General features: G+C 39.1%; 16 protein-coding genes, 1 rRNA gene and 1 pseudogene. 12 read left to right on the top strand and 6 right to left on the bottom strand.

Annotated elements, in window-relative coordinates; translation table 11 throughout:
• Positions 1-63: 63 nt before the first annotated feature.
• A pseudogene (locus tag TP70_RS07490) lies at positions 64-7,863 on the bottom strand (LPXTG cell wall anchor domain-containing protein); the annotation flags it as partial.
• 1,106 nt (positions 7,864-8,969) lie between these two features.
• On the opposite strand from TP70_RS07490, the gene TP70_RS07495 reads away from it, so the two are divergent.
• The 3 genes from TP70_RS07495 to TP70_RS07500 all read left to right on the top strand — a co-directional run bounded on the left by TP70_RS07495 (position 8,970) and on the right by TP70_RS07500 (position 11,578).
• Positions 8,970-9,182: a hypothetical protein gene (locus TP70_RS07495; protein ID WP_044360696.1), complete on the top strand. Its 213-nt coding sequence runs from the start codon at positions 8,970-8,972 to the stop codon at positions 9,180-9,182.
• A 28-nt stretch (positions 9,183-9,210) separates the two neighbouring features.
• Positions 9,211-9,345, top strand: a complete 135-nt coding sequence (locus TP70_RS12250; RefSeq protein WP_115301254.1) for a bacteriocin — start codon at positions 9,211-9,213, stop codon at positions 9,343-9,345.
• 76 nt (positions 9,346-9,421) lie between these two features.
• Positions 9,422-11,578 carry a peptidase domain-containing ABC transporter gene (locus TP70_RS07500; protein ID WP_044360697.1) on the top strand — a complete coding sequence of 719 codons (2,157 nt, stop codon included), beginning with the start codon at positions 9,422-9,424 and terminating at the stop codon, positions 11,576-11,578.
• A 72-nt stretch (positions 11,579-11,650) separates the two neighbouring features.
• On the opposite strand, the gene tsaD is transcribed toward TP70_RS07500, so the two are convergent.
• From tsaD to tsaE, 4 genes are read right to left on the bottom strand one after another with little or no spacing between them, the layout of a single operon-like run.
• Positions 11,651-12,667 (bottom strand): tRNA (adenosine(37)-N6)-threonylcarbamoyltransferase complex transferase subunit TsaD, encoded by a 1,017-nt coding sequence (gene tsaD, locus TP70_RS07505; protein WP_044360698.1) that lies wholly within the window; start codon positions 12,665-12,667, stop codon positions 11,651-11,653.
• Complete coding sequence (gene rimI, locus TP70_RS07510; RefSeq protein WP_044360722.1) at positions 12,660-13,085, bottom strand: ribosomal protein S18-alanine N-acetyltransferase; 426 nt, start codon at positions 13,083-13,085, stop codon at positions 12,660-12,662. The genes tsaD and rimI overlap by 8 nt, the downstream gene beginning before the upstream one ends.
• An 11-nt stretch (positions 13,086-13,096) precedes the next feature.
• Complete coding sequence (gene tsaB, locus TP70_RS07515; RefSeq protein ID WP_044360699.1) at positions 13,097-13,765, bottom strand: tRNA (adenosine(37)-N6)-threonylcarbamoyltransferase complex dimerization subunit type 1 TsaB; 669 nt, start codon at positions 13,763-13,765, stop codon at positions 13,097-13,099.
• Positions 13,758-14,207: a tRNA (adenosine(37)-N6)-threonylcarbamoyltransferase complex ATPase subunit type 1 TsaE gene (gene tsaE, locus TP70_RS07520; protein ID WP_044360700.1), complete on the bottom strand. Its 450-nt coding sequence runs from the start codon at positions 14,205-14,207 to the stop codon at positions 13,758-13,760. Before tsaE ends, tsaB begins: the two co-directional genes overlap by 8 nt.
• Positions 14,208-14,737: 530 nt before the next feature.
• Here tsaE and ilvD point away from each other — a divergent pair.
• From ilvD to ilvA, 9 genes are all read left to right on the top strand, one after another.
• On the top strand, positions 14,738-16,426 hold the full coding sequence (gene ilvD, locus TP70_RS07525; protein ID WP_044360701.1) for a dihydroxy-acid dehydratase: 1,689 nt from the start codon (positions 14,738-14,740) through the stop codon (positions 16,424-16,426).
• Between the two features lie 30 nt (positions 16,427-16,456).
• On the top strand, positions 16,457-18,193 hold the full coding sequence (gene ilvB, locus TP70_RS07530; protein ID WP_044360702.1) for a biosynthetic-type acetolactate synthase large subunit: 1,737 nt from the start codon (positions 16,457-16,459) through the stop codon (positions 18,191-18,193).
• Positions 18,190-18,663, top strand: coding sequence for an acetolactate synthase small subunit (ilvN, locus tag TP70_RS07535; RefSeq protein WP_044360703.1), 474 nt, complete (start codon positions 18,190-18,192; stop codon positions 18,661-18,663). Before ilvB ends, ilvN begins: the two co-directional genes overlap by 4 nt.
• A gap of 45 nt (positions 18,664-18,708) precedes the next feature.
• A complete protein-coding gene (gene ilvC, locus TP70_RS07540) occupies positions 18,709-19,713 on the top strand; it encodes a ketol-acid reductoisomerase (protein WP_044360704.1) in 1,005 nt (334 codons plus the stop codon).
• Positions 19,714-20,040: 327 nt separating this feature from the next.
• Complete coding sequence (locus tag TP70_RS07545; RefSeq protein ID WP_044360705.1) at positions 20,041-21,576, top strand: 2-isopropylmalate synthase; 1,536 nt, start codon at positions 20,041-20,043, stop codon at positions 21,574-21,576.
• Entirely contained in the window at positions 21,573-22,622 is a 1,050-nt protein-coding gene (gene leuB, locus TP70_RS07550) for a 3-isopropylmalate dehydrogenase (RefSeq protein ID WP_044360706.1), read from the top strand. The genes TP70_RS07545 and leuB overlap by 4 nt, the downstream gene beginning before the upstream one ends.
• 2 nt (positions 22,623-22,624) lie before the next feature.
• Positions 22,625-23,998 (top strand): 3-isopropylmalate dehydratase large subunit, encoded by a 1,374-nt coding sequence (gene leuC / locus TP70_RS07555; protein WP_044360708.1) that lies wholly within the window; start codon positions 22,625-22,627, stop codon positions 23,996-23,998.
• Positions 23,998-24,567, top strand: coding sequence for a 3-isopropylmalate dehydratase small subunit (leuD, locus tag TP70_RS07560; RefSeq protein ID WP_044360710.1), 570 nt, complete (start codon positions 23,998-24,000; stop codon positions 24,565-24,567). The genes leuC and leuD overlap by 1 nt, the downstream gene beginning before the upstream one ends.
• 12 nt (positions 24,568-24,579) lie before the next feature.
• Complete coding sequence (ilvA, locus tag TP70_RS07565; RefSeq protein ID WP_044360712.1) at positions 24,580-25,848, top strand: threonine ammonia-lyase IlvA; 1,269 nt, start codon at positions 24,580-24,582, stop codon at positions 25,846-25,848.
• A gap of 549 nt (positions 25,849-26,397) precedes the next feature.
• On the opposite strand, the gene rrf is transcribed toward ilvA, so the two are convergent.
• Positions 26,398-26,494, bottom strand: a 5S ribosomal RNA gene (gene rrf / locus TP70_RS11820); the annotation flags it as partial.

A 26,494-nucleotide genomic window follows, 5' to 3' on the forward strand; every position in this document is an offset into this window, starting at 1 on the left:
TTTGCATAATAAAAAACCGCCAACAAAGTCATATTGACCTTATTGGCAGTTCTTCTACTTCATTTATTTCGTTTCACTAGATTCTTTCTTGCGACGACCGTATAGCGCTGCTGCACCTGCGCCTACAAGTAATCCACCAAATAATGTTGGATCAGCTGAAGTGCCATTACCTGTTTCTGGTAAATCTTTAGCTTCTTTATCAGAAGTTGCATGATTATCTCCATCTACATGACGCTCTGCATCTGCATGACTGTCTTCGTCGTAGTCACTATCGACATCTGAATCGCTGTCAGAAGTCACGTCATTGTTCACACTTGCGTCGGAGTCGCTATCCGCATCTGAGTCACTGTCTGCATCTGAATCGCTGTCTGCGTCTGAGTCACTGTCTGAGTCACTGTCTGAGTCACTGTCCGCATCTGAATCACTGTCTGCATCTGAGTCGCTGTCCGCATCTGAGTCACTGTCTGCATCTGAATCACTATCTGCGTCTGAGTCACTATCTGCATCTGAGTCACTATCTGCATCTGAATCGCTGTCTGCGTCGGAATCGCTGTCTGCATCTGAGTCACTATCTGCATCTGAATCGCTGTCTGCGTCTGAGTCACTATCTGCATCTGAGTCACTATCTGCATCTGAATCGCTGTCTGCATCTGAGTCGCTGTCTGCGTCTGAGTCACTGTCTGCATCTGAGTCACTATCCGCATCTGAATCGCTGTCTGCGTCTGAGTCACTGTCTGAGTCACTGTCCGCATCTGAATCGCTGTCTGCATCTGAATCACTGTCTGCGTCTGAGTCACTGTCTGCGTCTGAGTCACTATCTGCATCTGAATCGCTGTCCGCATCTGAGTCGCTGTCCGCATCTGAGTCGCTGTCTGCGTCTGAGTCACTGTCTGCATCTGAATCGCTGTCTGCATCTGAATCGCTGTCTGCATCTGAATCGCTGTCTGCATCTGAGTCACTATCTGCGTCGGAATCTCCATCTAAATCAGGTTTATCTGGGTTTTCTGGTGTATTTGGCTCATCTGGATTATTCGGAATCACTATCGTGCCATCTTTACAAACAATATTGATATTACCATTCACATCGATAAAGTAATAGTTGATTGTAATAGGCGCACCATTTACTGGAGGAATGACAACTTCACGATCACCATTGATAACGATAATTGTGTTATTTGAATTATCTACATAGTGGTTGATAATCGTTGTATTACCAGTTTCTCCATCTTTACCATCTTGACCGTCCTTACCATCTCGACCTTTTTCAATCGTAATCTTAGAACCATCACTGAATTCAACTACTGTATTACCGTCTTCATCTTGTGATGTTTCTTTCACAGTAATTGATGAACCATCTTTTCCTTTTGGCACTGTCACTGTGTTGCCATCACTAAATTCGATAACTGTATTGCCATCTTTGTCGATGCGTTGGCCCGTAATTGTTACTGACTCACCGTCTTTTCCATCTTTTCCGTCTTGACCGTCTTGACCATCTCGACCTTTTTCAATCGTGATCTTAGAACCATCGCTGAATTCAACTACTGTATTACCGTCTTCATCTTGTGATGTTTCTTTTACTGTGATTGATGAGCCGTCTTTTCCTTTTGGTACAGTGACTGAATTACCGTCGCTAAATTCGATAACTGTGTTACCGTCTTTATCTATGCGTTGACCTGTAATCGTTACAGATTCTCCGTCTTTTCCATCCTGTCCATCTTTACCATCTCGACCTTTTTCAATCGTGATCTTAGAACCATCACTGAATTCAACTACTGTATTACCGTCTTCATCTTGTGATGTTTCTTTCACAGTAATTGATGAACCATCTTTTCCTTTTGGAACTGTCACTGTGTTGCCATCGCTAAATTCGATAACTGTGTTACCGTCTTTATCTATGCGTTGACCTGTAATCGTTACGGATTCTCCGTCTTTTCCGTCCTGTCCATCTTTACCTTTTGGAATTGTAATTGATGAACCGTCCGAGAATGTTACTTTTGTATCGCCGTTCTCTAATGTTTCTGTTTTCTCAATTGTAATTGACTGGCCGTCTTGACCATCAACGCCGTCTTTACCTTTTGGAATTGTAACTGAAGAACCGTCTGAGAATGTTACTTTCGTATCGCCATTCTCTAATGTCTCAGTTTTCTCAACTGTAATTGACTGACCGTCTTGACCATCAACGCCATCTTTACCTTTTGGAATCACGATTTCTTTGCCATCACTGAAGACAACTGTTGTATCTCCTGTTTCTGGATCTACTTTCGTTTCTTTGATTGTTATTGACTCGCCATCTTTTCCTGCTGGCACATCAATTGTTTTACCATCTGAGAATTCAATTGTTGTCGAACCATCTTCATTCGGTGTAATGCTTTCAATTGTGATTGATGCTCCATCTTTTCCATCTTGACCATCTTCACCTTTGTCGCCTTTTTCTCCTTTTGGAATGACGATATCTTTACCATCACTGAAGATGATTGTTGTATCTCCTGTTTCCGGATCTACTTTCGTTTCTTTAATTGTAATTGACTCTCCGTCTTTTCCTGCTGGTACATCAAGTGTTTTACCATCTGAAAATTCAATTGTTGTTGAGCCATCTTCATTTGGTGTAATGCTTTCGATTGTAATCGATGCTCCATCTTTTCCATCTTTTCCATCTTGACCGTCTTCACCTTTATCGCCTTTTTCTCCTTTTGGAATGACGATTTCTTTACCATCACTGAAGACAATTGTTGTATCTCCTGTTTCTGGATCTACTTTCGTTTCTTTAATTGTAACTGACTCGCCATCTTTTCCTGCTGGGACGTCCATTGTTTTGCCATCTGAAAATTCAATTGTTGTTGAGCCATCTTCATTTGGTGTAATGCTTTCAATTGTAATCGATGCTCCATCTTTTCCGTCTTGACCGTCAACACCGTCTTTACCTTTTGGAATCGTGATAGATGATCCATCTGAGAATGTTACTTTTGTATCTCCGTTTTCAAGTGTTTCTGTTTTATCAACTGTGATTGATTGTCCATCTTGACCGTCTTGTCCTTTTGGAATAACGATTTCTTTGCCATCACTGAAGACAACTGTTGTATCTCCTGTTTCTGGATCTACTTTCGTTTCTTTGATTGTAATTGACTCGCCATCTTTGCCGGCTGGCACATCAATTGTTTTACCGTCTGAGAATTCGATTGTTGTTGAACCATCTTCATTTGGTGTAATGCTTTCGATTGTAATAGATGCACCATCTTTTCCGTCTTGACCATCAACACCATCTTTACCTTTTGGTATTGTGATTGACGAACCATCTGAGAATGTTACTTTCGTATCTCCGTTTTCAAGTGTTTCTGTTTTATCAACTGTAATCGACTGGCCGTCTTCTCCTTTGTCACCTTTTTCGCCTTTTGGAATCGTGATTGACGAACCGTCTGAGAATGTTACTTTTGTATCCCCATTCTCTAATGTTTCTGTTTTATCAACTGTGATAGATTGTCCGTCTTGACCATTCGCACCATCTTTGCCTTTTGGAATGACGATTTCTTTGCCATCACTAAAGACAATTGTTGTATCTCCTGTTTCTGGATCTACTTTCGTTTCTTTAATTGTAATTGACTCGCCATCTTTGCCGGCTGGCACATCAATTGTTTTACCGTCTGAGAATTCGATTGTTGTCGAACCATCTTCATTCGGTGTAATGCTTTCAATTGTGATAGATGTGCCGTCTTGACCATCTTCACCTTTGTCGCCTTTTTCACCTTTTGGAATCGTGATTGACGATCCATCTGAGAATGTTACTTTTGTATCCCCATTCTCTAATGTTTCTGTTTTATCAACTGTAATTGATTGTCCGTCTTGACCATCAACGCCATCTTCACCTTTTGGAATTGTGATTGATGAACCATCTGAGAATGTTACTTTTGTATCTCCGTTGTCTAACGTTTCTGTTTTATCAATTGTAATTGACGTACCATCTTCACCTTTGTCGCCTTTTTCGCCTTTTGGAATCGTGATAGATGAACCGTCTGAGAATGTTACTTTCGTGTCGCCATTCTCTAATGTTTCTGTTTTATCAACTGTGATGGATTGTCCATCTTGACCATTCGCACCATCTTGTCCTTTTGGAATCACGATTTCTTTGCCATCACTAAAGACAACTGTTGTATCTCCTGTTTCTGGATCTACTTTTGTTTCTTTAATTGTTATTGACTCTCCGTCTTTGCCTGCTGGGACGTCCATTGTTTTACCGTCTGAGAATTCGATTGTTGTCGAACCATCTTCATTCGGTGTAATGCTTTCAATTGTGATAGATGTGCCGTCTTGACCATCTTCACCTTTGTCGCCTTTTTCACCTTTTGGAATCGTGATTGACGATCCATCTGAGAATGTTACTTTTGTATCTCCATTTTCAAGTGTTTCTGTTTTATCAATTGTAATTGATTGTCCGTCTTGACCATCAACGCCATCTTCACCTTTTGGAATTGTGATTGATGAACCATCTGAGAATGTTACTTTTGTATCTCCGTTGTCTAAGGTTTCTGTTTTATCAATTGTAATTGACGTACCATCTTCACCTTTGTCGCCTTTTTCGCCTTTTGGAATCGTGATAGATGAACCGTCTGAGAATGTTACTTTCGTGTCGCCATTCTCTAATGTTTCTGTGTTCTTAACTGTGATAGATTGTCCATCTTGACCATTCACACCATCTTTACCTTTTGGAATGACAATTTCTTTGCCATCACTAAAGACAACTGTTGTATCTCCTGTTTCTGGATCTACTTTTGTTTCTTTAATTGTGATAGACTCACCGTCTTTTCCGGCTGGGACGTCCATTGTTTTACCGTCTGAGAATTCGATTGTTGTTGAGCCATCTTCATTTGGTGTAATACTTTCAATTGTAATCGATGCGCCGTCTTTTCCGTCTTCTCCTTTGTCGCCTTTTTCACCTTTTGGAATTGTGATAGACGAACCATCTGAGAACGTTACTTTTGTATCCCCATTCTCTAACGTTTCTGTTTTATCAATTGTAATTGATTGTCCATCTTGACCATTCACACCATCTTTACCTTTTGGAATTGTGATCGATGAACCATCTGAGAATGTTACTTTCGTGTCGCCATTCTCTAATGTTTCTGTGTTTTCAATTGTGATTGATGTACCGTCTTTTCCATCTTGACCATTCGCACCATCTTTACCTTTTGGAATTGTAATAGATGTGCCATCTGAGAACGTTACTTTTGTATCCCCATTCTCTAATGTTTCTGTATTTTTAATTGTGATGGATTGTCCGTCTTGACCATTCGCACCGTCTTGGCCTTTTGGAATTGTGATCGATGAACCATCTGAGAATGTTACTTTCGTATCACCATTCTCTAATGTTTCTGTTTTCTCAATTGTAATAGATGTGCCATCTTCACCTTTATCCCCTTTTTCGCCTTGTGCACCTTTAGGGATAACCATTTCTTTACCATCTGTGAATACAACACGTTGATCGCCATTCTCTAACGGTACAATTTCTTTAATACCAATAGACTGACCGTCTTTGCCGTCTTTACCAGCTGGAATTTTAACAGTTGAACCATCTGTGAATGTAACTGTTGTGTCGCCTGTTTCTGGATCTACATCTGTGTGATCAACACGAATAGATTCGCCTTTTTCTCCTTGTGGACCTGCTTCACCTTGTTCGCCTTTTTGACCTGCTGGAATTTTAATTTCTGTACCATCGCTGAAGCGGACAATTGTATTGCCATCAGGGTCTACTGAAGTGCTTGTAATAGTGATAGATTGACCATCTTGACCATCAACACCATTTTCTCCACTTTCACCTTTTTCGCCTTTAGGGATTCTAATTGTACGACCGTCACTAAATTTGATAACCGTGTCGCCTGTTTTTGGATCTACATAGTCGTTCGTGATTGTGACAGATTGTCCATCTTTACCTGCTGCACCATCTGGCACAAAGAATCGACTAATTTGTTCGCCTGTTTCTTCATTAGTGATTGTAACCCAGCTACCTGGATTGTTTGAATCATCTACGCCACGTTGCACATCTGTTTTAATTGATGGTGTACGCCCATCTCTAGGGACAATGACTTTTCCTGGTTGACTTGTTTTGCCATCAACTGTTGATGTCGCTGTAACGATGTCGCCTTGTTGTAATGTATAGTCTGGTAATGTTGTCGTGAAACGACCTGTTTCATCTGCTTGAGTTGTATAAGTTTTATCGCCAACTTTAATTTCAACTTGCGCATTTGGACTTGTTTCACCGCTGATTACTTTAGAGCCTGATAATTGTGGTTCTAAAACCGGCGCAATTGGTCCTTCAATATTTGAATCATTCATACCACCAATACCTAGTGCTACAACTCTGTTTGTTGGTGCTTCATCATACGTATCTTTTAAAACACGTCCGACTTCTTTACCGTTAAAACTAATAACAGTATATAACTTACCACGTTTACCATCTTTACCTTCTTTAACGACTTTTTGTTCGCCTAATGGAATATCTTTACTAATTGTATAGTCCGTTTGGAATGGAATATTTTCTACTTCTGACGCGTCATCTTTCGTTACTAAGTGATTTTCAGGATGGTTATCACCAATAAATAAACCTGTTTCATAGTAGTAGTTATCAAATGTTGCTGGATCATAATTGTTATTACCAGATGTATACATCATCACTTGCCCGTTAAAGCTCAAATCACCATTCCAGTCTTTAACAGGGATACTGAATTTGTATGTAATATCACCGTTATTCTGTAATTGCTGTTTATTAATCGCAATTGGTGAAATTAATGCGTAACCTTCTGGGTAACTTGTTCTCGTCGCAGGAGCTAATACTCTATTAGTTTGTTGTGTTGTTTTACCACCTGTTACAATTGCCGTACCTGTAATTGATGATGGTACGTTGAAACCGGTACCAAATTTCAATCCACCAATGTCCGCTTCATGTCCTGATTCAGTAGCTGTTTTATCTACTTTCCAGTTCACTGTAAAATCTACTGTATTATTGGCACGGTTTGGTACTGCCGTTACTGTATAGTTTGTTGGTTTTTGACTAACCGCTGTTTTTCCTGTGCCTTTCGCAGTTAAACCTTTATTTGGATCTAAATAAATGGCTTCTTCAAATTCATCTAACGTTTCTGCTTCTTTACCATTGATAATTGCATAAGATGTGAAAATAGATTGTTGATCTTTCGCATGTTGTAAGCCTGCATAAATGACTGCTTTGAAAGCTTCTTCAGCTGACGCATTATTATAGTCTACGTTGACATTCTTTAAAATGTTTTCTACATCCGCTTCACCATATGTGTCTCCTAATAAGTTGCGGACTAATTCTTCGCGGTTAGCAGATGTGTTATATAAATCAACGAATGTTTTTGGTGCTTCAAGACTATCAATATCCGCTTCAGAAATTGATCCTAACTGTGCAGTAGTTGTTCCTGGTGTTGATTTGAATTGTGTTGTTTCTTTAGGTGCTTCTGTTGCTTGTGTTTTGTCTATTGCTTGTGAAGTTTCAGTTTCTTGAGAGGTTGCGTTTTCTTTCGGAGGCTCAGCTTGTGTTGTATTCGCTTCTTGTTGAGGTTGTGTTTCTTTAGTTACATTTTCATTGTCAGTACTAGCTGGTGTGTCTACATGATTTGTGTTCTCTTCTACTGCTGATGTATTTTCTTCAATTGTTGTTTCGTTGTTTGTCTGTTCTGAAGTTGGTTGTGAAGTAGGTGTCTCTGTTGTCACTGATTGATTTTGACTAGAAGGTTCATCGGCTGTAGTGGCTACGGTGCTTTCAGTTGGATTCAGTTGTGAAGGCATTTCCTCTGCATGTGCGTCATTATTAACACCAAATACTAATGTCGCCCCTACTAAAATGGATGCCGTCCCTACAGTGAACTTTCGAATGGAGTACTTGTTTTGAATGTTTGGTAAAAAGTCCAAACGCTTGCTATTTCCCTTGCTAGATTTCATTTTTCACACCTTCAATTCAATAGATTTTAAATTATTTGGAAATATCTATTATTCTAATTAGGCATTTAATCTAGCACAATATTATTATTGTAATAAAATAATTACTAATTGTCGAAAAGAGCGTTAAATGTCTTTTATTGGCAAACATTACAAAAATAACAATCTTTTACAACATTTAATTGTTTTTAATTATTTAAATGTGTTTATATAGTTGTTTTAACTTATTTTATTAAGGGATTTAAGCGAATACTTAATACTATTAAAATTCTCTGTATTTTATTGATTATATTAAGTTGGGAGTATTATTAAATTGGAGTTTCTTTATATTATTAATTTTATATTAATAATTTTTTAAGAATACTAGAGGCATATAAAAAAGAGTTAAAAACTTGTTTTCTTCTCAAGCATTTCAACTCTTATATTTTTAACTATTACAGCCTATTTGAGCTGTTTCTCATCTTCTGATTCTTCATTTCGTTTCCACAATGCAGATGCAATTGAACTAAAAATCGAGCCTAAAAAATTGAAAATGGCTTCCATAGTTCATCTCCTTGTATATAAAAAGTATACATGTTTAATGTCATTTTATCAAACGCTATAACAAAAGTAAAGCGCTTACATTAATGTTTTATAATGCTTTCTATATTACTTATCACAGTTTGGCAAAGTAATTTATTCTATTCTTTGAAATATATTTAATTATAGACACGGAAATATACTCAAAAAATCCGTCTTAATTATTCAAATAACTATTTAATTTTAAATAATTAATTCACATATTACCTTAGATTTTCCCCTCGTCAATACTTTGAATTGCTTGAAAATCATTCTTTAAGTTTACTTAAGGATAAATTAATACCTCCTTAATATTTTTGCACAATAATAAAAGTGACCTCATTTCAAAGGAGGTGCTCTTCAATGATTAGGTTAAAATACTAAAATTCACTAGTAAGATTTGACCTATTGTTGTTGATTTTGCAAATGGATAGTTTGAAAAAACAAAAACATTGGAGGAATCAGTTATGAAACAGTTAAACGTAACAGAATTAAAAGGTATTAATGGCGGCGATACTTGGGGCAATGTTAAAGATGGTCTTTCTGATATGAGAGTAGGCTACACAGAAGGTTTAGACGAATGGCAAGGTGACACTAATAAAAATGGCTGGGCTGGTAGAATTGCAGGCAAAGTAGCTGGTGGTGTAAGAAGCCTCGCTGATGGGATAGCAAACGGATAACTCACAAAAAATATTGGAGGTTTTAATTATGAAAAAATTGAACACATCTGAACTAAAAAAGATTAATGGTGGCGATTTCTTTAGAGACTTAGGCAAAATTATTCATGACTATTATGTACCTGCACCAAAGCGCATTCCATACAACCCTAAAACTAAAAAGTAACAACATAAAAGTAATAGTGGGAAAGTTAATCCTTTTCCGCTATTATTCAATTTTACATAACAAATAGGAGTAATCTATGAAAAAATTAAAATATATTGAACAATATGATGAAAAAGATTGTGGTCCTACATGTTTAGCAATGATTTCTCAATATTTTGGGAAAAGAGTCTCTATCCCTAAGTTAAGAGATTGGGCTAAAACTGACAAACTGGGAACTAATATCTATGGATTAATACATGCTGCAGAAAAAATTGGTATTGAACTAACGGGTATGCGTGTAGATACATTCTCAGAATTAAAAAAGGTAAATTCACCTATAATCGCTCATATCATAAATCAACAAGGATACGAACACTTTGTTGTGATTGAAAAGATTAAAAAAAATAAACTATATATCGTTGATCCAGGAAAAGGAAGATACCGTCTAACAGAGAATGAATTTAGAAATATATGGACGAATATTGTTGTTTTAGCAGAGAAACGTGACGATTTTAAAACTAATAATGATGCACCATCTTATTCGACTATCTTCATTAATATTTTCAAACAAAATTATATCAATTTACTAGTCATTGTACTTTTTTCCATCGTTATTAATATTGTAGGTATACTTGGTGCTCTATTTTTTAAAAATTTAACTGATCATATCATTCCTTCTAATCTCGTTAATAGTCTTCATATATTCGGTTTAGCGATATTATTCATTTACATCATCAATACAATTGTTATGTATATAAGGTATCAATTGATTTTAAAACTCAGTTTAAAGATAGATATAAATTTAATGAAAGATTATTTCTACCATGTTATACATTTGCCTACCAGCTTTTTTGACACTCGTAAAAGCGGTGAAATTCTGCAGAGATTTATGGACATTTCAAAAATTCGTGAAGTACTTTCTTCATCAACAGTTACACTAATAGTCGATAGCTTGATGATGATTATAGGTGGTATTTTGCTATATCTACAAAGTCCTATACTTCTGTCTGTCACTGTCTTTTTTATTCCGCTATTTATAATTGGATCTTATGCACTTAAAAAACCTTTTGAACGTTATAATCAAAAATCATCGGAAAATGAAGCAGAATTAAGTTCATACTTAATAGAATCTTTTGAAGGGAATCAAACAATTAAAAGTTTTCAGTCAGAAAATGAAATTTATAATAAGGGTGTGAATAAATTTAATCAACTCATCGGAAATTTGCTAAAACTAGGACATTTTTCTAATATACAACTCACTTATAATAATTTTTTGAAGCTTTTTATAAGTGTAATTATTTTATGGTTGGGTGGATTCTTAGTAATACAAAATAAAATGTCTTTAGGAAGCCTCTTAGCTTTCAATGTGTTAACTGTTTATTATTTGGGACCTCTCGAAAGACTGATTAATATTCAACCTTCTCTACAAGCATCATTTGTTGCAGCAAGACGTATCGCTGAAATTACAGACTTAGATAGAGAAGAGAATCTCTATACAAATTCTTTGCCCTATCACTTCAAAAAATCTATCAATATGAAAAATATTTCTTTTCAATATGGATTTAGAAAAACGACTTTAAAAAATATCAATTTAGAAATTAAAAAAGGTCAAAAAATTGCTATTGTAGGTGAAAGTGGTAGTGGGAAAAGTACAATAGGTAAACTATTAGCAAGATATTATGATACTAATGCAGGAGAAATTCTAATTGATCAACAAAATATCAAAGAGATTAACATATCAGAACTAAGAAAAGAGATTGGTTATGTCTCACAAGACACATTTCTATTTGCTGATACTATCCGCAATAACTTAAAAAATGGTATTAATAAGCATCGAACGGAAAAGGAAATTATACAGGCTTGTCAACTGTCTGAGTCTTGGGATTTTATCAATCAGTTACCTAATCAGTTACAGACAATGCTAGAAAAAGGCGGTGCCAATTTATCTGGTGGGCAAGCACAAAGACTATCAATAGCAAGAACATTTTTGAAGAACCCTAGTATTTTTATTTTTGATGAAGCAACAAGTGCTTTAGATAGTGCTACAGAAAATAAAATAATGAATCATTTAGATGCTTTAATACAGGAGGAAGAAAAAACAGCTATCGTTATATCACATAAATTATCAACAATCAAAAATGCTGATATGATATACGTTCTTAAAGACGGTAAAATTGCAGAAAATGGAAATCATAAATCATTGATAAAAAAACAACAAGCCTATTATCATCTATGGCGTTTACAAAGCACTTAATTGCTTCACATTTCAACCAAAAATAAAACACCTTAACGCGATTTTCTAAACAATGTTAAGGTGTTTTCAAATTTATACAGTTTCTAAAAAAATATTGCTTTTACCGTTTAATGTCATATTTGCTGTGATACCTTTTTCGTATAAATGATAAGCGACAGCACCGATCATTGCAGCATTATCAGTACATAACTTTGGTTCTGGAATGGACAACATAATGTCGTGTGCTTGTGTCGCACGTTCGAGTTCTGCTCGTAGCCCACGATTACTTGCCACGCCGCCAGCAACAACCAATTGCTTCACACCATACTGTTCACATGCACGGATTGCTTTCCCTACTAACACTTCGACTACGCTGTTTTGGAAGCTTGCTGCAACATTCTCTGGTATAGGCGCTTCCCCTTTTTGTTTCAAGTTATGCAATTTATTAATAACCGCACTTTTCAACCCACTAAAACTAAAGTCAAAGCTATCCGGCTCTAACCATACACGCGGAAAGTCATAACTATCCGTCCCTTGTGCAGCTAATCGATCAACGTGTGGTCCACCCGGATAAGGTAAACCAATCGTACGTGCAACTTTGTCATATGCTTCTCCAACTGCATCATCACGTGTTTCACCAATCAGTTCAAAGTCTAAATGATCACGCATCAAAACGAGTTCTGTATGACCACCTGATACGATGAGTGCCATTAACGGGAAAATTAGACCATTATCCAATTGGTTCGCATAAATATGCCCAGCAATATGATGGACTGGAATCAATGGTTTATTATGTGCAAATGCCAATGCTTTTGCTGCATTCACACCGACTAATAGCGCACCAATTAAACCGGGTCCTTGCGTTACTGCAATGGCGTCTATCTCATTCATTGTGACTTGTGCTGTTTGCAAAGCATCTTCTATCATCAAAGTCATATTTTCGACATGATGACGACTTGCTACTTCAGGTACAACGCCACCGAAGCGTTTGTGACTGTCGATTTGACTTAAGACGCTGTTGCTTAAAATGTACTGCCCGTCAGCAACGACGCTCACGCTTGTTTCATCACAGCTTGTTTCTATTGCTAAAATTAATGTTTGTTTAGTCATCTAAATTCACCCACATGACGTATGCATCCTCTCCATCACCATAATAATTTTTACGTTTGCCACCAAATTCAAAGCCCATTTTTTGATAAACATGCTGTGCGACATGATTGTTTTCTCGCACTTCTAAACTCATCATCGTTGCGATTGTTGACGCAAAGTTTTTGGCATAGTTGAGCAACAATTGTCCAAGCCCATAACCACGATATTCAGGCGCTACTGCTACTGTGGTAATTTGTGCTTGGTCCACGACAATCCAAAGACCAATATAGCCGATAATTTTCTCGTCGTATGTCATCACAAAATAGTGTGCAAAATTATTTTGTTCCAATTCATGATAAAACGCATCAATCGTCCACGAACTTTGTTGAAAACTGACGCGCTCTATATCAAAGATTGCAGGGACATCTTCTTTGACCATGCGACGAATATTTAGTTGGTCTTTGAGTTCTGCTGGTTCAACCAATTTTGTTCTGCCTCCGATAATTTTAAATATTGCGGACTAAATGTATGGATATTTTGTGGTTCGCCTTTATGTTGCCACATCGCTTCAGCACGCGGCAATAATGGTAACACATCAAAGTTTTGTAACTGCGCTTCAAATTGGCGGACATCTTCGCCAACGAACAATACATTTGCTTGATTTTTGACTCTGTCTATTAAATCTGACAATGCCATATATTGGTCGTCAATCACTTGGACTAATTGCCCATCTCGCCATTGATAGGCACCCGCATACACGTGTTCACGACGAGCGTTCATAATTGGCACGATTAAACGATCACTGTAAGGCAACACCGCAGCAAGTGCTTTTAATGATGATACACCATATAAATTAATCCCAAGTGTATAGGCTAAAGTTTTAGCTGTTGTGACGCCGATACGTAAACCTGTATAAGAACCTGGCCCTTGCGCAACCACGATGTTTGTCAAATCTTGTGGTGTGATACTCGCGGTTTCCATTAGCGACACAATTTGTGGCATTAATTGAACAGAATGATTTTCTTTCATCGCTGACGTGTACGTAGCTAAAACTCGCTCGTTTTTCATAAGTGCAACGGCTAATGGCTGATTCGAACTATCGATCAACAAGCTATACATGTTCGAGTGCCTCCTTTATCTTTTCAAAATGTGCACCTTGTGCTTCTAATTGTAATGCACGTTCTGTTTCACTTATCACCTTAATCGTAATTTTTAAATACGTTTCTGGTAAGTAATCAGCAATAAACTGACTCCATTCAATAACCGTTACCGCTTCATCATTAAAATACTCATCAAAGCCTAAATCTTCTTCTGAGTCTTCTAAGCGATAACAATCCATATGATGGAAGTATAATGTCGATCCTTTATACGACTTAATAATATTAAACGTTGGTGAACTAATCGTCCGTGTGACCCCTAAGGCACGCCCTAAAAATTGGCTGAACGTCGTTTTGCCTGCGCCGAGATCTCCGTCTAACAACAACACATCACCCGCTTCAAGGTGCCCTGCAAGTTGCTGTGCAAATGTTTCCATATCCGCTAAACTATGAATCTTTTTCATTATGTGCACTCCTGACTCGATTTTCCTATCTATTGTATCAAATTTTCGTCCTTTGGAGAATTGGGAATACTTGTGTCTAATGCTAATGCCCCAAAATTAACAAGCAGGTCTTCATGTTTTTGAAAAACTGATTAGCAATATAACACGCGCACTTTATATGTATCTTTTTAGAACACGATTCATTATTTTTCAGAAAATTTTAAAATTACTGTTGACTTATTTATGTGGATGCGTTAAATTAAGTTTATCCTTTTTTCAGATAATTCATTTAATTAGCAACAGCTTATTTGAGAAACAAACCATTCAACTTATTAAGGAGCGTAAAAATATGATGACCAAGTATTCATTCCCTAACCAACAACTTAATATCATTATTTTATTATTACGCCCAGGACTGGAGCTTTAGTAAGAACTTTTTACTAAAATTGCTTAAGTCCTATTTCTAGTTGAATGGGACTTTCCATAATACGTCCCAATTCAAATTGGGGCGTATTTTTTATTTTCCGTAAACAACCAAGGAGGCAACAAACATGAGAAGTGACATGATCAAAAAAGGTGATCACCAAGCACCTGCCAGAAGTTTATTACATGCAACAGGACAAATTAAATCACCCACAGATATGAACAAACCATTTATCGCAATTTGTAACTCATATATTGATATTGTTCCCGGCCACGTCCATTTACGTGAGCTTGGCGATATTGCCAAAGAAGCAATTCGTGAAGCGGGCGGCATCCCATTCGAGTTCAATACAATTGGCGTCGATGATGGTATCGCAATGGGACATATCGGCATGCGCTATTCATTACCGAGCCGTGAAATCATTGCCGATGCAGCTGAAACAGTCATCAATGCCCACTGGTTCGACGGTGTATTCTACATTCCGAACTGTGACAAAATCACACCGGGCATGATGCTTGCAGCGATGAGAACGAATGTCCCAGCAGTATTTTGTTCTGGTGGCCCAATGAAAGCAGGTCTCTCTTCACAAGGGAAAGCATTAACACTCTCATCTATGTTTGAAGCAGTCGGCGCTTTTAAAGAAGGCACGATGTCTAAAGACGAATTTTTAGAAATGGAACAAAATGCTTGCCCGACTTGTGGGTCATGTTCAGGTATGTTCACCGCAAACTCAATGAACTGCTTAATGGAAGTACTCGGTCTCGCTTTACCATATAACGGGACTGCCTTAGCCGTCAGTGACGAACGTCGTGAAATGATTCGTCAAGCTGCGAAACAACTTGTTTACAATGTGAATCACGATATTAAACCACGTGACATTGTGACGAAAGAAGCGATTGACGATGCGTTTGCATTAGATATGGCGATGGGTGGTTCTACAAACACTGTGTTACATACACTAGCGATCGCACAAGAAGCCGGTATTGATTACGACTTATCTCGTATCAATGATATTGCGAAGAAAACACCTTACCTTTCGAAAATTGCACCGAGTTCTTCATATTCTATGCAAGATGTCCATGAAGCAGGTGGTGTACCAGCAATTATCAACGAACTGATGAAAAAAGAAGGTGTCTTACACCCAGATCGCATCACGGTCACAGGTAAAACATTACGCGAAAACAATGAAGGCAAAGAAATTACGAATGATGTTGTTATCCGTAAGCTGGACAACCCTTACGACAAAGAAGGTGGTCTTTCAATCTTATACGGTAACATCGCACCAGACGGAGCTGTCATCAAAGTCGGTGGTGTTGATCCAAGTATTAAAACATTTACCGGTAAAGCGATTTGTTTCGATAGCCACGATGAAGCGGTTGAAGCAATTGATAACCATACTGTTAAGGCAGGTCATGTCGTTGTTATCCGCTATGAAGGTCCTAAAGGCGGACCAGGTATGCCAGAGATGTTAGCCCCTACCTCTTCTATCGTAGGTCGCGGTTTAGGTAAAGATGTTGCTTTAATTACAGATGGACGTTTCTCAGGTGCCACACGTGGTATCGCAGTGGGTCACATTTCTCCTGAAGCTGCATCTGGTGGCCCAATTGGTCTGATTGAAGATGGCGATGAAATTACAATCGACTTAACAGCACGTACACTCGATTTACATGTTGATGAAGCGACTTTAGCGACACGTAAGGCGTCACAAGCGTCATTTAAAGCAAAAGTCAAAACAGGTTACTTGGCACGCTACACAGCACTGGTAACAAGTGCTAATACAGGAGGCGTTATGAAAGTACCTGAAGATTTATTATAAATCCGAGCAAGGAAATGGAGGCAGATTTTTATGACACAAGTAAACACAACCGATCAAGAACAAGAAACAGCACCTACATCAACGACTTTTAAAACGGGATCAGAGTTATTAGTCGATGCATTAATAGAAGAAAATGTGGAATATATTTTCGGTTATCCGGGCGGTGCCGTTTTACCACTCTACGATACCTTTTATGATGAAAAAGGCCCAAAACATATTCTTTATCGACACGAACAAGGTGCCACACACGCAGCTGAAGGTTATGCACGTGTGAGTGGTAAACCAGGCGTTGTTGTTGTAACAAGTGGTCCAGGGGCAACAAATGCAATCACAGGTATTGCGGATGCGTATAGTGACTCTTTACCACTCGTCGTCTTTACCGGACAAGTTGCCTCTCCAGGTATCGGAAAAGATGCGTTCCAAGAAGCGGATATTTTATCAATTACCACACCGATTACGAAACACAACTATCAAGTACGTGATGTTAATGAAATTCCTAAAATTATTAAAGAAGCGTTCCACGTTGCTAACTCTGGTCGTAAAGGCCCTGTTGTCATTGACTTCCCAAAAGATATGGGCACACTGACAACTGCCACACCGAATGATGCAACAGTCAGCACACCTGGCTATCAAGTCACATCGACACCAGCTGCTGAAGATATCCAGCAATTACGTGAAGCATTACGTGCGTCACAAAAACCGCTCGTCCTTGCTGGTGCAGGCGTTAACTTTGCACAGGCGAATGACTTACTTCAACGTTTTGTGACACGTCATCAAGTGCCTGTTGTTACAACGTTACACGGCTTAGGTGCTGTACCATATGAAAACCCTCTATTTTTAGGCATGGGTGGTATGCACGGCTCTTACGCCAGCAATATGGCATTAACTGAATGTGATTTATTAATTAACTTAGGATCACGTTTTGATGATCGTCTCGCAAGTAAACCGGATGCATTTGCACCGAATGCCAAAGTCGTTCATGTTGACATCGACCCATCTGAAATTAACAAAATTATTCGTACAGATTTAGGTATTGTCGCCGATGTAAAAGAAGTACTTGAACAATTACTTGCCTTTGACGATACGTATGGTGAACACCAAGCATGGTTGGATGAAGTGGCACAATACAAAGCGAAACATCCATTTTCATACCGTGAAACAGATGACGTTGCGTTTAGTAAACCACAACGTGCAATTGAATATATCGGCAAACTGACACATGGCGATGCATTCGTTGCAACGGATGTGGGTCAGCATCAAATGTGGGTAGCACAATTTTATCCATTTAAAACGCACGGTCAGCTTATCACAAGCGGTGGCCTTGGCACGATGGGCTTCGGTATTCCAGCTGCCATCGGTGCCAAATTTGCTAAACCAGATCAGACAGTCGTTGCTTTTGTCGGAGATGGTGGTTTCCAAATGACGAACCAAGAGATGGCGTTGCTGAACGAGTACAACTTAGACATCAAAATCGTACTCATCAATAACGGCACACTCGGTATGGTAAAACAATGGCAAGATAAGTTTTTCGACAAACGTTTTTCACATTCGATTTTTAACAATCAACCTGATTTTGCCAAAATGTCAGAAGCGTATGGTGTTAAAAGTTTTGTCATCTCAAACGCAAATGACTTAGAAGTGACACTTGATGCGGCATTTAGTTATAAGGGACCTGCTTTAATCGACATTCGCATCTCCCCTACAGAACCTGTATTACCAATGGTTCCAAGTGGCAAAGCAAACCATGAAATGGAGGGATTAGAATGAGACGTACATTCAAATTAACAGTATTCGATAAAGCCGGTACACTCAATCGTTTAACGAGCACTTTCGTAAGACGTCAATTCAACATTGTTAATATCACAGCGGGTCCAACTTTGGAAGCTGGCGTCACTGAAATTACGTTCGTCGCTGAAGTACCAGACGATCAAGTTTTACGCACGATTATTCAACAGTTGAAAAAGCAAGTAAACACACTCACGGTTGAAGATATTACAGATACCAACACATTTAACAGTGAATTGTTACTTATCAAGCTCAATCAACCTGAAAATCACACACAATTCACACATGTATTAAATGACTATCAATCACAAGTAACGCTTTTAAAAGAAGACGACAGCACATTATATTTACAAGCTGTCGGACCGCAAGATACGTTAGATCAATTGCTTGAAGACTTAACTGCTTTTGGTATTCAACAAATCTCTCGTACCGGCACTGCCGCTATCGTCTAATTTAAAATAAAAAAATTAAGTAATAAATAATGGAGGAATGTTTTTATGGCACAAGTATATTATGACAATTCAGTAGAACAAGATGTATTACAAGGTAAAAAAGTCGCAATCGTAGGTTATGGTTCACAAGGTCATGCCCATGCACAAAACTTAAAAGATAACGGTTATGATGTCGTTGTTGGTATTCGCCCTGGTCGTTCATTCGATCAAGCGAAAGAAGATGGTTTTGACGTATTTACAGTAGCAGAAGCGGTGAAACAAGCCGACGTCGTAATGGTATTATTACCTGATGAAATTCAAGGCGACGTGTATGAAAACGAAATCGCACCAAACTTAGAAGCTGGCAATGCCTTAGCGTTCGCACACGGTTTCAACATTCATTTCAATGTTATCCAACCACCAAGCGATGTTGACGTATTTTTAGTCGCACCGAAAGGCCCTGGTCACCTTGTGCGCCGTACATTTGTTGAAGGTTCTGCTGTTCCTGCATTATTCGCCGTAGAACAAGATGCGACAGGTCATGCACGTGATCTTGCATTAAGCTACTCTAAAGGCATCGGTGCAACGCGTGCGGGTGTGTTAGAAACAACGTATAAAGAAGAAACAGAAACTGATTTATTCGGTGAACAAGCTGTATTATGTGGTGGTGTCACACGTCTGATCCAAAGTGGTTTTGAAGTGTTAGTAGAAGCTGGCTATCAACCAGAAATTGCGTACTTTGAAGTATTACATGAAATGAAATTAATCGTAGACCTTATGTACGAAGGCGGTCTTGAAAATATGCGTTACTCTATCTCAAATACAGCAGAGTTTGGCGATTATGTTTCAGGCCCACGTGTCATCACTGAAGAAACAAAAGAAAATATGAAAGCTGTATTGAAAGATATCCAAGATGGTACATTCAGCAATCGTTTCATTGAAGATAATAAAAATGGTTTCGCATCATTTAAAGAAATGCGCGCTGCACAACAAGACCATGCGATCACAGACGTTGGTCAAACATTACGTGAAATGATGCCATTTATCAAATCAAAACGTATTTCTAAATAAAATAAAGTGAGCGTTGGGGACATAAGGAAAAGCACTAATTGGCAGTAGGTGTCTGAAGTGAAACTGCGTTTTAACAAACTTGTTTCACTTCTATTGTCAGTGTTCGCAAAGCAGTATTCTCGGCAGAACTTCGCAATTCGGCAAAATTAGAAAGCAATTTTGCTCATCGCTCGGGTTCTGCTCGAATCCTAAACGCTTTGCTCACAACCTCGATACACCCTTGCCGGGGTGGGACGGCGAAAGCTTTTTGTAAAAATGAACTTTCTGTCCCGCTCCCCCTGACCGCTTACTCACACAAATTCAAGTTATTATAAGGAGCTGTTTAAAATGTCTAGCCATATTCAAATTTTTGATACGACACTACGAGATGGTGAACAAACACCAGGCGTCAGTTTTTCATTTGATGAACGCCTTAAAATTGCAACTCAGTTAGAACAATGGGGCGTTGATGTGATTGAAGCTGGATTCCCCGCTTCAAGTGAAGGAAGTTTCCAATCCGTCCAAGCGATTGCACGTCATTTAAAACGCACAACCGTCACAGGACTCGCACGTTGCTTGAAATCAGATATCGATGCGGTATACGAAGCAACAAAAGACGCTGTCTCTCCATCCATACACGTCTTTATCGCAACGAGCCCTATCCACTTAACATCTAAACTCAATATGACAGAACAAGAAGTTTTAGATTCCATCGACAAACATGTACGTTATGCAAAAGAACGTTTTGACATCGTACAGTTCTCACCTGAAGATGCAACACGTACACCATTACCATTTCTTATCCAAAGTGTCCAAGCTGCTGTTGATGCTGGTGCGACAGTTATCAATATCCCAGATACAGTCGGCTACACGTATCCTCAAGAATATGGTCAGATTTTCAGAACACTCATTGATGAAATAAAAGCGCCCCATCCGATTACGTATAGCGCCCACTGTCACGATGACCTCGGCCTAGCAGTCGCAAATAGTATGGCAGCGATTGAAAATGGTGCGACACGTATTGAAGGAACCGTCAACGGTATCGGCGAACGTGCCGGCAATACCGCATTAGAAGAAGTCGCACTTGGTCTTTACGTCCGTCAAGATCACTATGGTATTCAGACGAATCTTCAGCTAGATGCGACAAAACAAACATCGGATTTGATCGCACGCTATGCAGGACTACGTGTGCCACGTAATAAAGCGATTGTTGGGAAAAACGCATTTAGTCACGAATCAGGTATTCACCAAGACGGTTTCTTGAAGAATCCAGAAACGTATGAAATTATGACGCCACAACTTGTCGGCGTTAAAAATACAGAACTGCCACTCGGTAAGCTATCTGGCAGACATGCGTTCCAAGATAAGCTGAAACAACTCGGTTATGACATTGATGCTGAAACACAAAAAGGACTTTTCAAAGCATTTAAAGGCATTGCTGATAAGAAAAAACATGTCACAGATCGTGATATCCATGCATTGATTCAAGGTTCAGAACATGAAAAACACGCTGCATATCAATTGGATTCATTACAATTACAATTCGTTTCAAAAGGCCTTCAAAGTGCTGTCGTCGTCTTAAAAGATCAAGCAGGCAATACGTATCAAGATAGCAGCATTGGCACAGGTTCTATTATTGCCATTTATAATGCCGTTGATCGTATTTTACAATGTCAGCCTGAACTTATTGACTATCGTATTGACGCTGTTACAGAAGGCCGTGATGCACAAGCAGAAGTACACGTCAGCTTACAACTAGATGACAAACAAGTCACTGGTGTCGGCTTTGACCATGATATTTTGTATGCCTCATGCAAAGCGTATGTAGAAGCTGCTTCACAATTAGCTGCTGCACCTAACAATAAAGAAGGTGAAACAGAATGACCTTTCATATCGTAACTTTACCGGGTGACGGTATTGGACCTGAAATTATGGAGGGAACACTTGATGTTCTCGCTGATTTATCCAAAAAATTCAACTTTGATTATGACGTTACAGAATATCTTATGGGCGGGAGTGCGATTGATGCAACGGGGCATCCCCTACCTGAAACGACTTTAGAGGCCTGTCAACAAGCGGATGCGGTTTTGTTAGCAGCAATTGGTGGTCCTAAATGGCAAGATCCGAATAATCGCCCCGAACACGGTTTATTGCAATTGCGTAAATCACTCGGGTTATTTGCCAATATTCGGCCAACACGTGTCAGTGAGCATACCGTCAACCTATCGCCATTGAAAGCGGACATCGTTGCACAAACTGACTTAGTCATCGTGCGTGAATTGACGAGTGGCATTTATTTCGGTCAACCAAGCCACTGGAACAATAATGAAGCAGTTGACACGTTGACATATACGACACATGAAATCGAACGTCTCGTGCATGAAGCATTTCAACTCGCACAGCAACGACGTCAAAAGTTGACATCCGTTGATAAAGAAAACGTCTTAGCTTCTAGTAAGCTATGGAGACAAACGGTCAATCGTATTGCTGAACAATATCCTGATGTAACGGTTGAACATTTACTTGTAGACGCTTGTAGCATGCACTTGCTCAAACGCCCTACTGACTTTGATGTCATCGTTACTGAAAACTTATTCGGCGATATTTTAAGCGACGAAGCATCTATGCTACCAGGGTCACTTGGACTGTCTCCGTCTGCAAGTTTCAGCGAATCAGGCCCCGCACTTTATGAACCGATTCACGGCTCAGCACCCGACATTGCAGGTCAAAACAAAGCCAATCCATTCGGCATGCTGCTATCCCTTGCCATGTGTTTACGTATTTCAGCACAACGTGACGATATGGCAACATGGTTAGAAAACGCCGTATATTCGTTGATTGCACAACAAATCACAACACCTGATTTAGGCGGTAACGCAACAACAACCGATATTTTTGAAGCACTACAAACACGTATCAAGGAGGTATAAAAATGGGACGTACACTATTCGATAAAATTTGGGACAACCACGTCATTACAGGACAAGCAGGAGAACCACAACTGTTATACATTGATTTACATTTAATTCATGAAGTCACTTCTCCACAAGCATTTGAAGGATTGCGATTACAAAAGCGCCCATTACGCCGACCTGATTTGACGTTTGGTACACTCGATCATAACGTCCCAACAGTTGATATTTTTAACATTAAAGATGAAATTGCGAACAAACAAATTCAAGCGTTACAAAAAAACTGTGATGAATTTGGTGTGACCCTCTTTGATATGGGCTCAGACGAACAAGGGATCGTTCACATGGTCGGACCTGAAACAGGATTGACACAACCAGGTAAAACAATTGTATGTGGCGACTCACATACAGCAACACATGGTGCTTTTGGTGCCATCGCATTCGGTATCGGAACGAGTGAAGTAGAACACGTCTTCGCAACACAAACACTTTGGCAAACGAAACCGAAAAACTTAAAAGTTGATATTACAGGCGAATTGCCTAAAGGCGTTTATGCGAAAGACATTATTTTACATTTAATTAACCAACATGGCGTAAACTTTGGTACAGGCTATGCAATTGAATTTGCCGGCGAAACAATTGCCAGCTTATCTATGGAAGCACGGATGACAATTTGTAATATGGCGATTGAAGCTGGGGCAAAATACGGCTTAATGCGTCCAGATAACACAACATTTGACTACATCGCTGGTCGCCCATATGCAGGAAACCTTGAAGAGAAAAAATCAGCATGGGAAGCACTTTATAGCGATGACGACGCTGTTTTTGACAAAGTGATTACACTTGATGTGACAGAACTCGAACCACAAGTGACATGGGGCACAAGTCCGGAAATGGGTGTAAACTTCTCAACACCATTCCCTACGATTGAAAACAGCAATGATGCACGTGCCTATGATTATATGGGCTTACAACCAGGACAAACTGCAGCGGATATACCACTTGGTTATGTATTCCTAGGCTCATGTACAAATGCACGCCTATCTGATTTAATTGAAGCGAGCAAGTTTGTCAAAGGTCAACGTGTCCACGAAAACATTACAGCCATTGTCGTGCCAGGTTCAAGACAAGTGAAACAACAAGCAGAAGCACTCGGACTAGATCAAGTATTTAAAGACGCGGGATTTGAATGGCGTGAACCCGGTTGTAGCATGTGTCTCGGTATGAATCCAGACCAAGTCCCTGCTGGTGTCCACTGTGCATCAACGAGCAACCGTAACTTTGAAGGTCGTCAAGGTAAAGGCGCACGCACACACCTTGTATCACCTGCTATGGCAGCCGCAGCAGCAATACACGGTCATTTTGTAGATGTTAGAAAGGTGGTGCACGCATAATGGAAGTAAAACCAATTACAGAATATACAGGAAAAGTGGTTACTTTATTTCACAACAATATTGATACCGATCAAATTATTCCGAAAGTCCATTTGAAACGTATCTCAAAACTAGGCTTTGGACCGTTCCTGTTTGACGAATGGCGCTATTTAGAAGATGGCTCAGATAACCCTGACTTTGCGTTGAATCAACCGGAAGCCAAAGGCGCAACTATCTTGATTACAGGCGAAAACTTTGGCTGTGGCTCAAGTCGTGAACATGCCGCATGGGCGTTAAAAGATTACGGTTTTCAAGTGATTATCGCAGGGAGCTTCAGTGATATTTTTTATATGAACTGTACGAAAAATGCACTACTCCCTATCGCACTGGATCAAGCAACACGTGAGCGTCTGGCACAAGAGACAGAACTCACGATTGATTTACCGAACCAACAAATTAAAACAGCACACGAATCATTCAACTTTGATATTGATGAAACGTGGAAACATAAGCTCGTTAATGGCTTAGACGACATTGCGATCACTTTACAATATGAATCAGCAATAACTGAATATGAACAACAACACTAAGGAGTGAAAGATATGACTGTAAAAACACAAACCGTTACTGCGAAAGATGTCGATGAGGCATTTTTACGCATACAACAAACCGTCAAACAAACACCATTAGAGAAAGATCATTACTTATCAATGAAATATGACTGTAACGTCTACTTGAAACGTGAAGACTTGCAGTGGGTACGCTCTTTCAAATTGAGAGGTGCTTACAACGCTATTTCCGTCTTACCAGAAGAGCAGCAGGCACAAGGCATTACGTGTGCAAGCGCAGGTAACCATGCACAAGGTGTCGCATTTACCGCACGTCAATTAGACTTACACTCTGTCATCTTTATGCCAGTGACAACACCAAATCAAAAAGTGAGCCAAGTCCAATTTTTCGGCGGCAACAATGTTGAAATCAAACTCGTTGGCGACACATTTGACGATTGTTTAAAAGAAGCATTGGCATATACAAAGGCACATGACATGACGTTTATTGATCCATTTAACAACGTACATACCATTGCCGGTCAAGGCACACTTGCGAAAGAAATTTTAGTGTCAGCTGAACAAGAAGCCATTTCATTTGATTATTTATTTGGTGCTATTGGCGGCGGCGGTTTGATGTCCGGCGTAGCCACATACTTTGCCGAACACGCCCCACAAACGAAACTCGTCGGGGTCGAACCATTAGGCGCAAGCAGTATGCACGCCGCAGTCCAACAACAACAAGTCGTCACACTACCGAATATCGACAAATTCGTTGACGGCGCATCCGTCGCACGTGTTGGTGAAATTACGTTTAATATTTGTAATCGCCTTTTATCAGATTATGTCCAAATTGATGAAGGTGCGGTCTGTTCCACAATTCTCGACATGTACTCTAAACAAGCCATCGTCGCAGAACCCGCTGGCGCATTAAGCATTAGCGCCTTAGAACAATATCGCGACCAAATTAAAGGCAAAAACGTCGTCTGTATTATTAGCGGTGGGAACAATGACATTAACCGTATGAAAGAAATTGAAGAACGTTCTTTACTGTATGAAGAAATGAAACATTACTTCATTTTGAACTTCCCACAACGTCCAGGCGCATTACGTCAATTTGTAAATGACGTACTCGGACCACACGATGACATTACAAAATTTGAATACTTAAAGAAAAGTTCTCAAAATACAGGTACAGTTATCATCGGTATTCAGTTACAAAACCATCAAGACTTGCAACAACTGATTCGTAATGTTGATACATTCGATCCTAAAAACATCTATATCAACGAAAACAAAATGCTCTATTCACTCTTAATTTAGTGGTAATGAAAGAAACTGACAACAGTAGGAAGATGCCTATTGCTGTCAGTCTTTTTATTTGATGGTCTACAATACAAAAAAGAGACGTAAACAACGCCCCTTTTTCATTATGCTCTAGTTTACTGTTTAATGACTGCCCCGAGTGGCCGTCTCTTATTACTCTAGTTTATGGTTTAATGACTACCCTGAGTGGTCGTCTCTTTAATATGATTATATTGGAATCTATCGGTTTTTACAATGTTGGATGTAATACAGTGTATGCATCATATGCATTTTAGCAAGAAGCATCGTTGTTTCGTGCCAAGTGTTTGAAGTGAAAATGTATTTTATCATTTTATCTTTGCTAGCCATCTTTTCGGAGAGCAGTAATAGTATAATCATTTAGTAAATTTGATTTCTCCCCCTATTGAAATTTTAATCTCACTAAAATTTCAATACAGGATGTGTATAAATAAAATGCAATACAGTCCATGCTTGGCTGACTAGAATCTAAAAACTTCTCTTAAAACGCAAAAAAAGAGAAGTCATAACGACCTCTCTCGTTGAATTACCTGGCACCGTCCTACTCTTGCGGAACGTAAGTCCGACTACCATCGGCGCTAAAGAGCTTAACTTCTGTGTTCGGCATGGGAACAGGTGTGACCTC

The organism is Staphylococcus microti (assembly GCF_000934465.1).
Classification (GTDB): domain Bacteria; phylum Bacillota; class Bacilli; order Staphylococcales; family Staphylococcaceae; genus Staphylococcus; species Staphylococcus microti.

Bases quoted from the DNA above. Each gene is read 5' to 3' on its own strand.
- TP70_RS07495 (WP_044360696.1), top strand. From the start codon at position 8,970: ATGAAACAGTTAAACGTAACAGAATTAAAAGGTATTAATGGCGGCGAT.
- TP70_RS12250 (WP_115301254.1), top strand. From the start codon at position 9,211: ATGAAAAAATTGAACACATCTGAACTAAAAAAGATTAATGGTGGCGAT.
- TP70_RS07500 (WP_044360697.1), top strand. From the start codon at position 9,422: ATGAAAAAATTAAAATATATTGAACAATATGATGAAAAAGATTGTGGT.
- tsaD (WP_044360698.1), bottom strand. From the start codon at position 12,667: ATGACTAAACAAACATTAATTTTAGCAATAGAAACAAGCTGTGATGAA.
- rimI (WP_044360722.1), bottom strand. From the start codon at position 13,085: ATGGTCAAAGAAGATGTCCCTGCAATCTTTGATATAGAGCGCGTCAGT.
- tsaB (WP_044360699.1), bottom strand. From the start codon at position 13,765: ATGTATAGCTTGTTGATCGATAGTTCGAATCAGCCATTAGCCGTTGCA.
- tsaE (WP_044360700.1), bottom strand. From the start codon at position 14,207: ATGAAAAAGATTCATAGTTTAGCGGATATGGAAACATTTGCACAGCAA.
- ilvD (WP_044360701.1), top strand. From the start codon at position 14,738: ATGAGAAGTGACATGATCAAAAAAGGTGATCACCAAGCACCTGCCAGA.
- ilvB (WP_044360702.1), top strand. From the start codon at position 16,457: ATGACACAAGTAAACACAACCGATCAAGAACAAGAAACAGCACCTACA.
- ilvN (WP_044360703.1), top strand. From the start codon at position 18,190: ATGAGACGTACATTCAAATTAACAGTATTCGATAAAGCCGGTACACTC.
- ilvC (WP_044360704.1), top strand. From the start codon at position 18,709: ATGGCACAAGTATATTATGACAATTCAGTAGAACAAGATGTATTACAA.
- TP70_RS07545 (WP_044360705.1), top strand. From the start codon at position 20,041: ATGTCTAGCCATATTCAAATTTTTGATACGACACTACGAGATGGTGAA.
- leuB (WP_044360706.1), top strand. From the start codon at position 21,573: ATGACCTTTCATATCGTAACTTTACCGGGTGACGGTATTGGACCTGAA.
- leuC (WP_044360708.1), top strand. From the start codon at position 22,625: ATGGGACGTACACTATTCGATAAAATTTGGGACAACCACGTCATTACA.
- leuD (WP_044360710.1), top strand. From the start codon at position 23,998: ATGGAAGTAAAACCAATTACAGAATATACAGGAAAAGTGGTTACTTTA.
- ilvA (WP_044360712.1), top strand. From the start codon at position 24,580: ATGACTGTAAAAACACAAACCGTTACTGCGAAAGATGTCGATGAGGCA.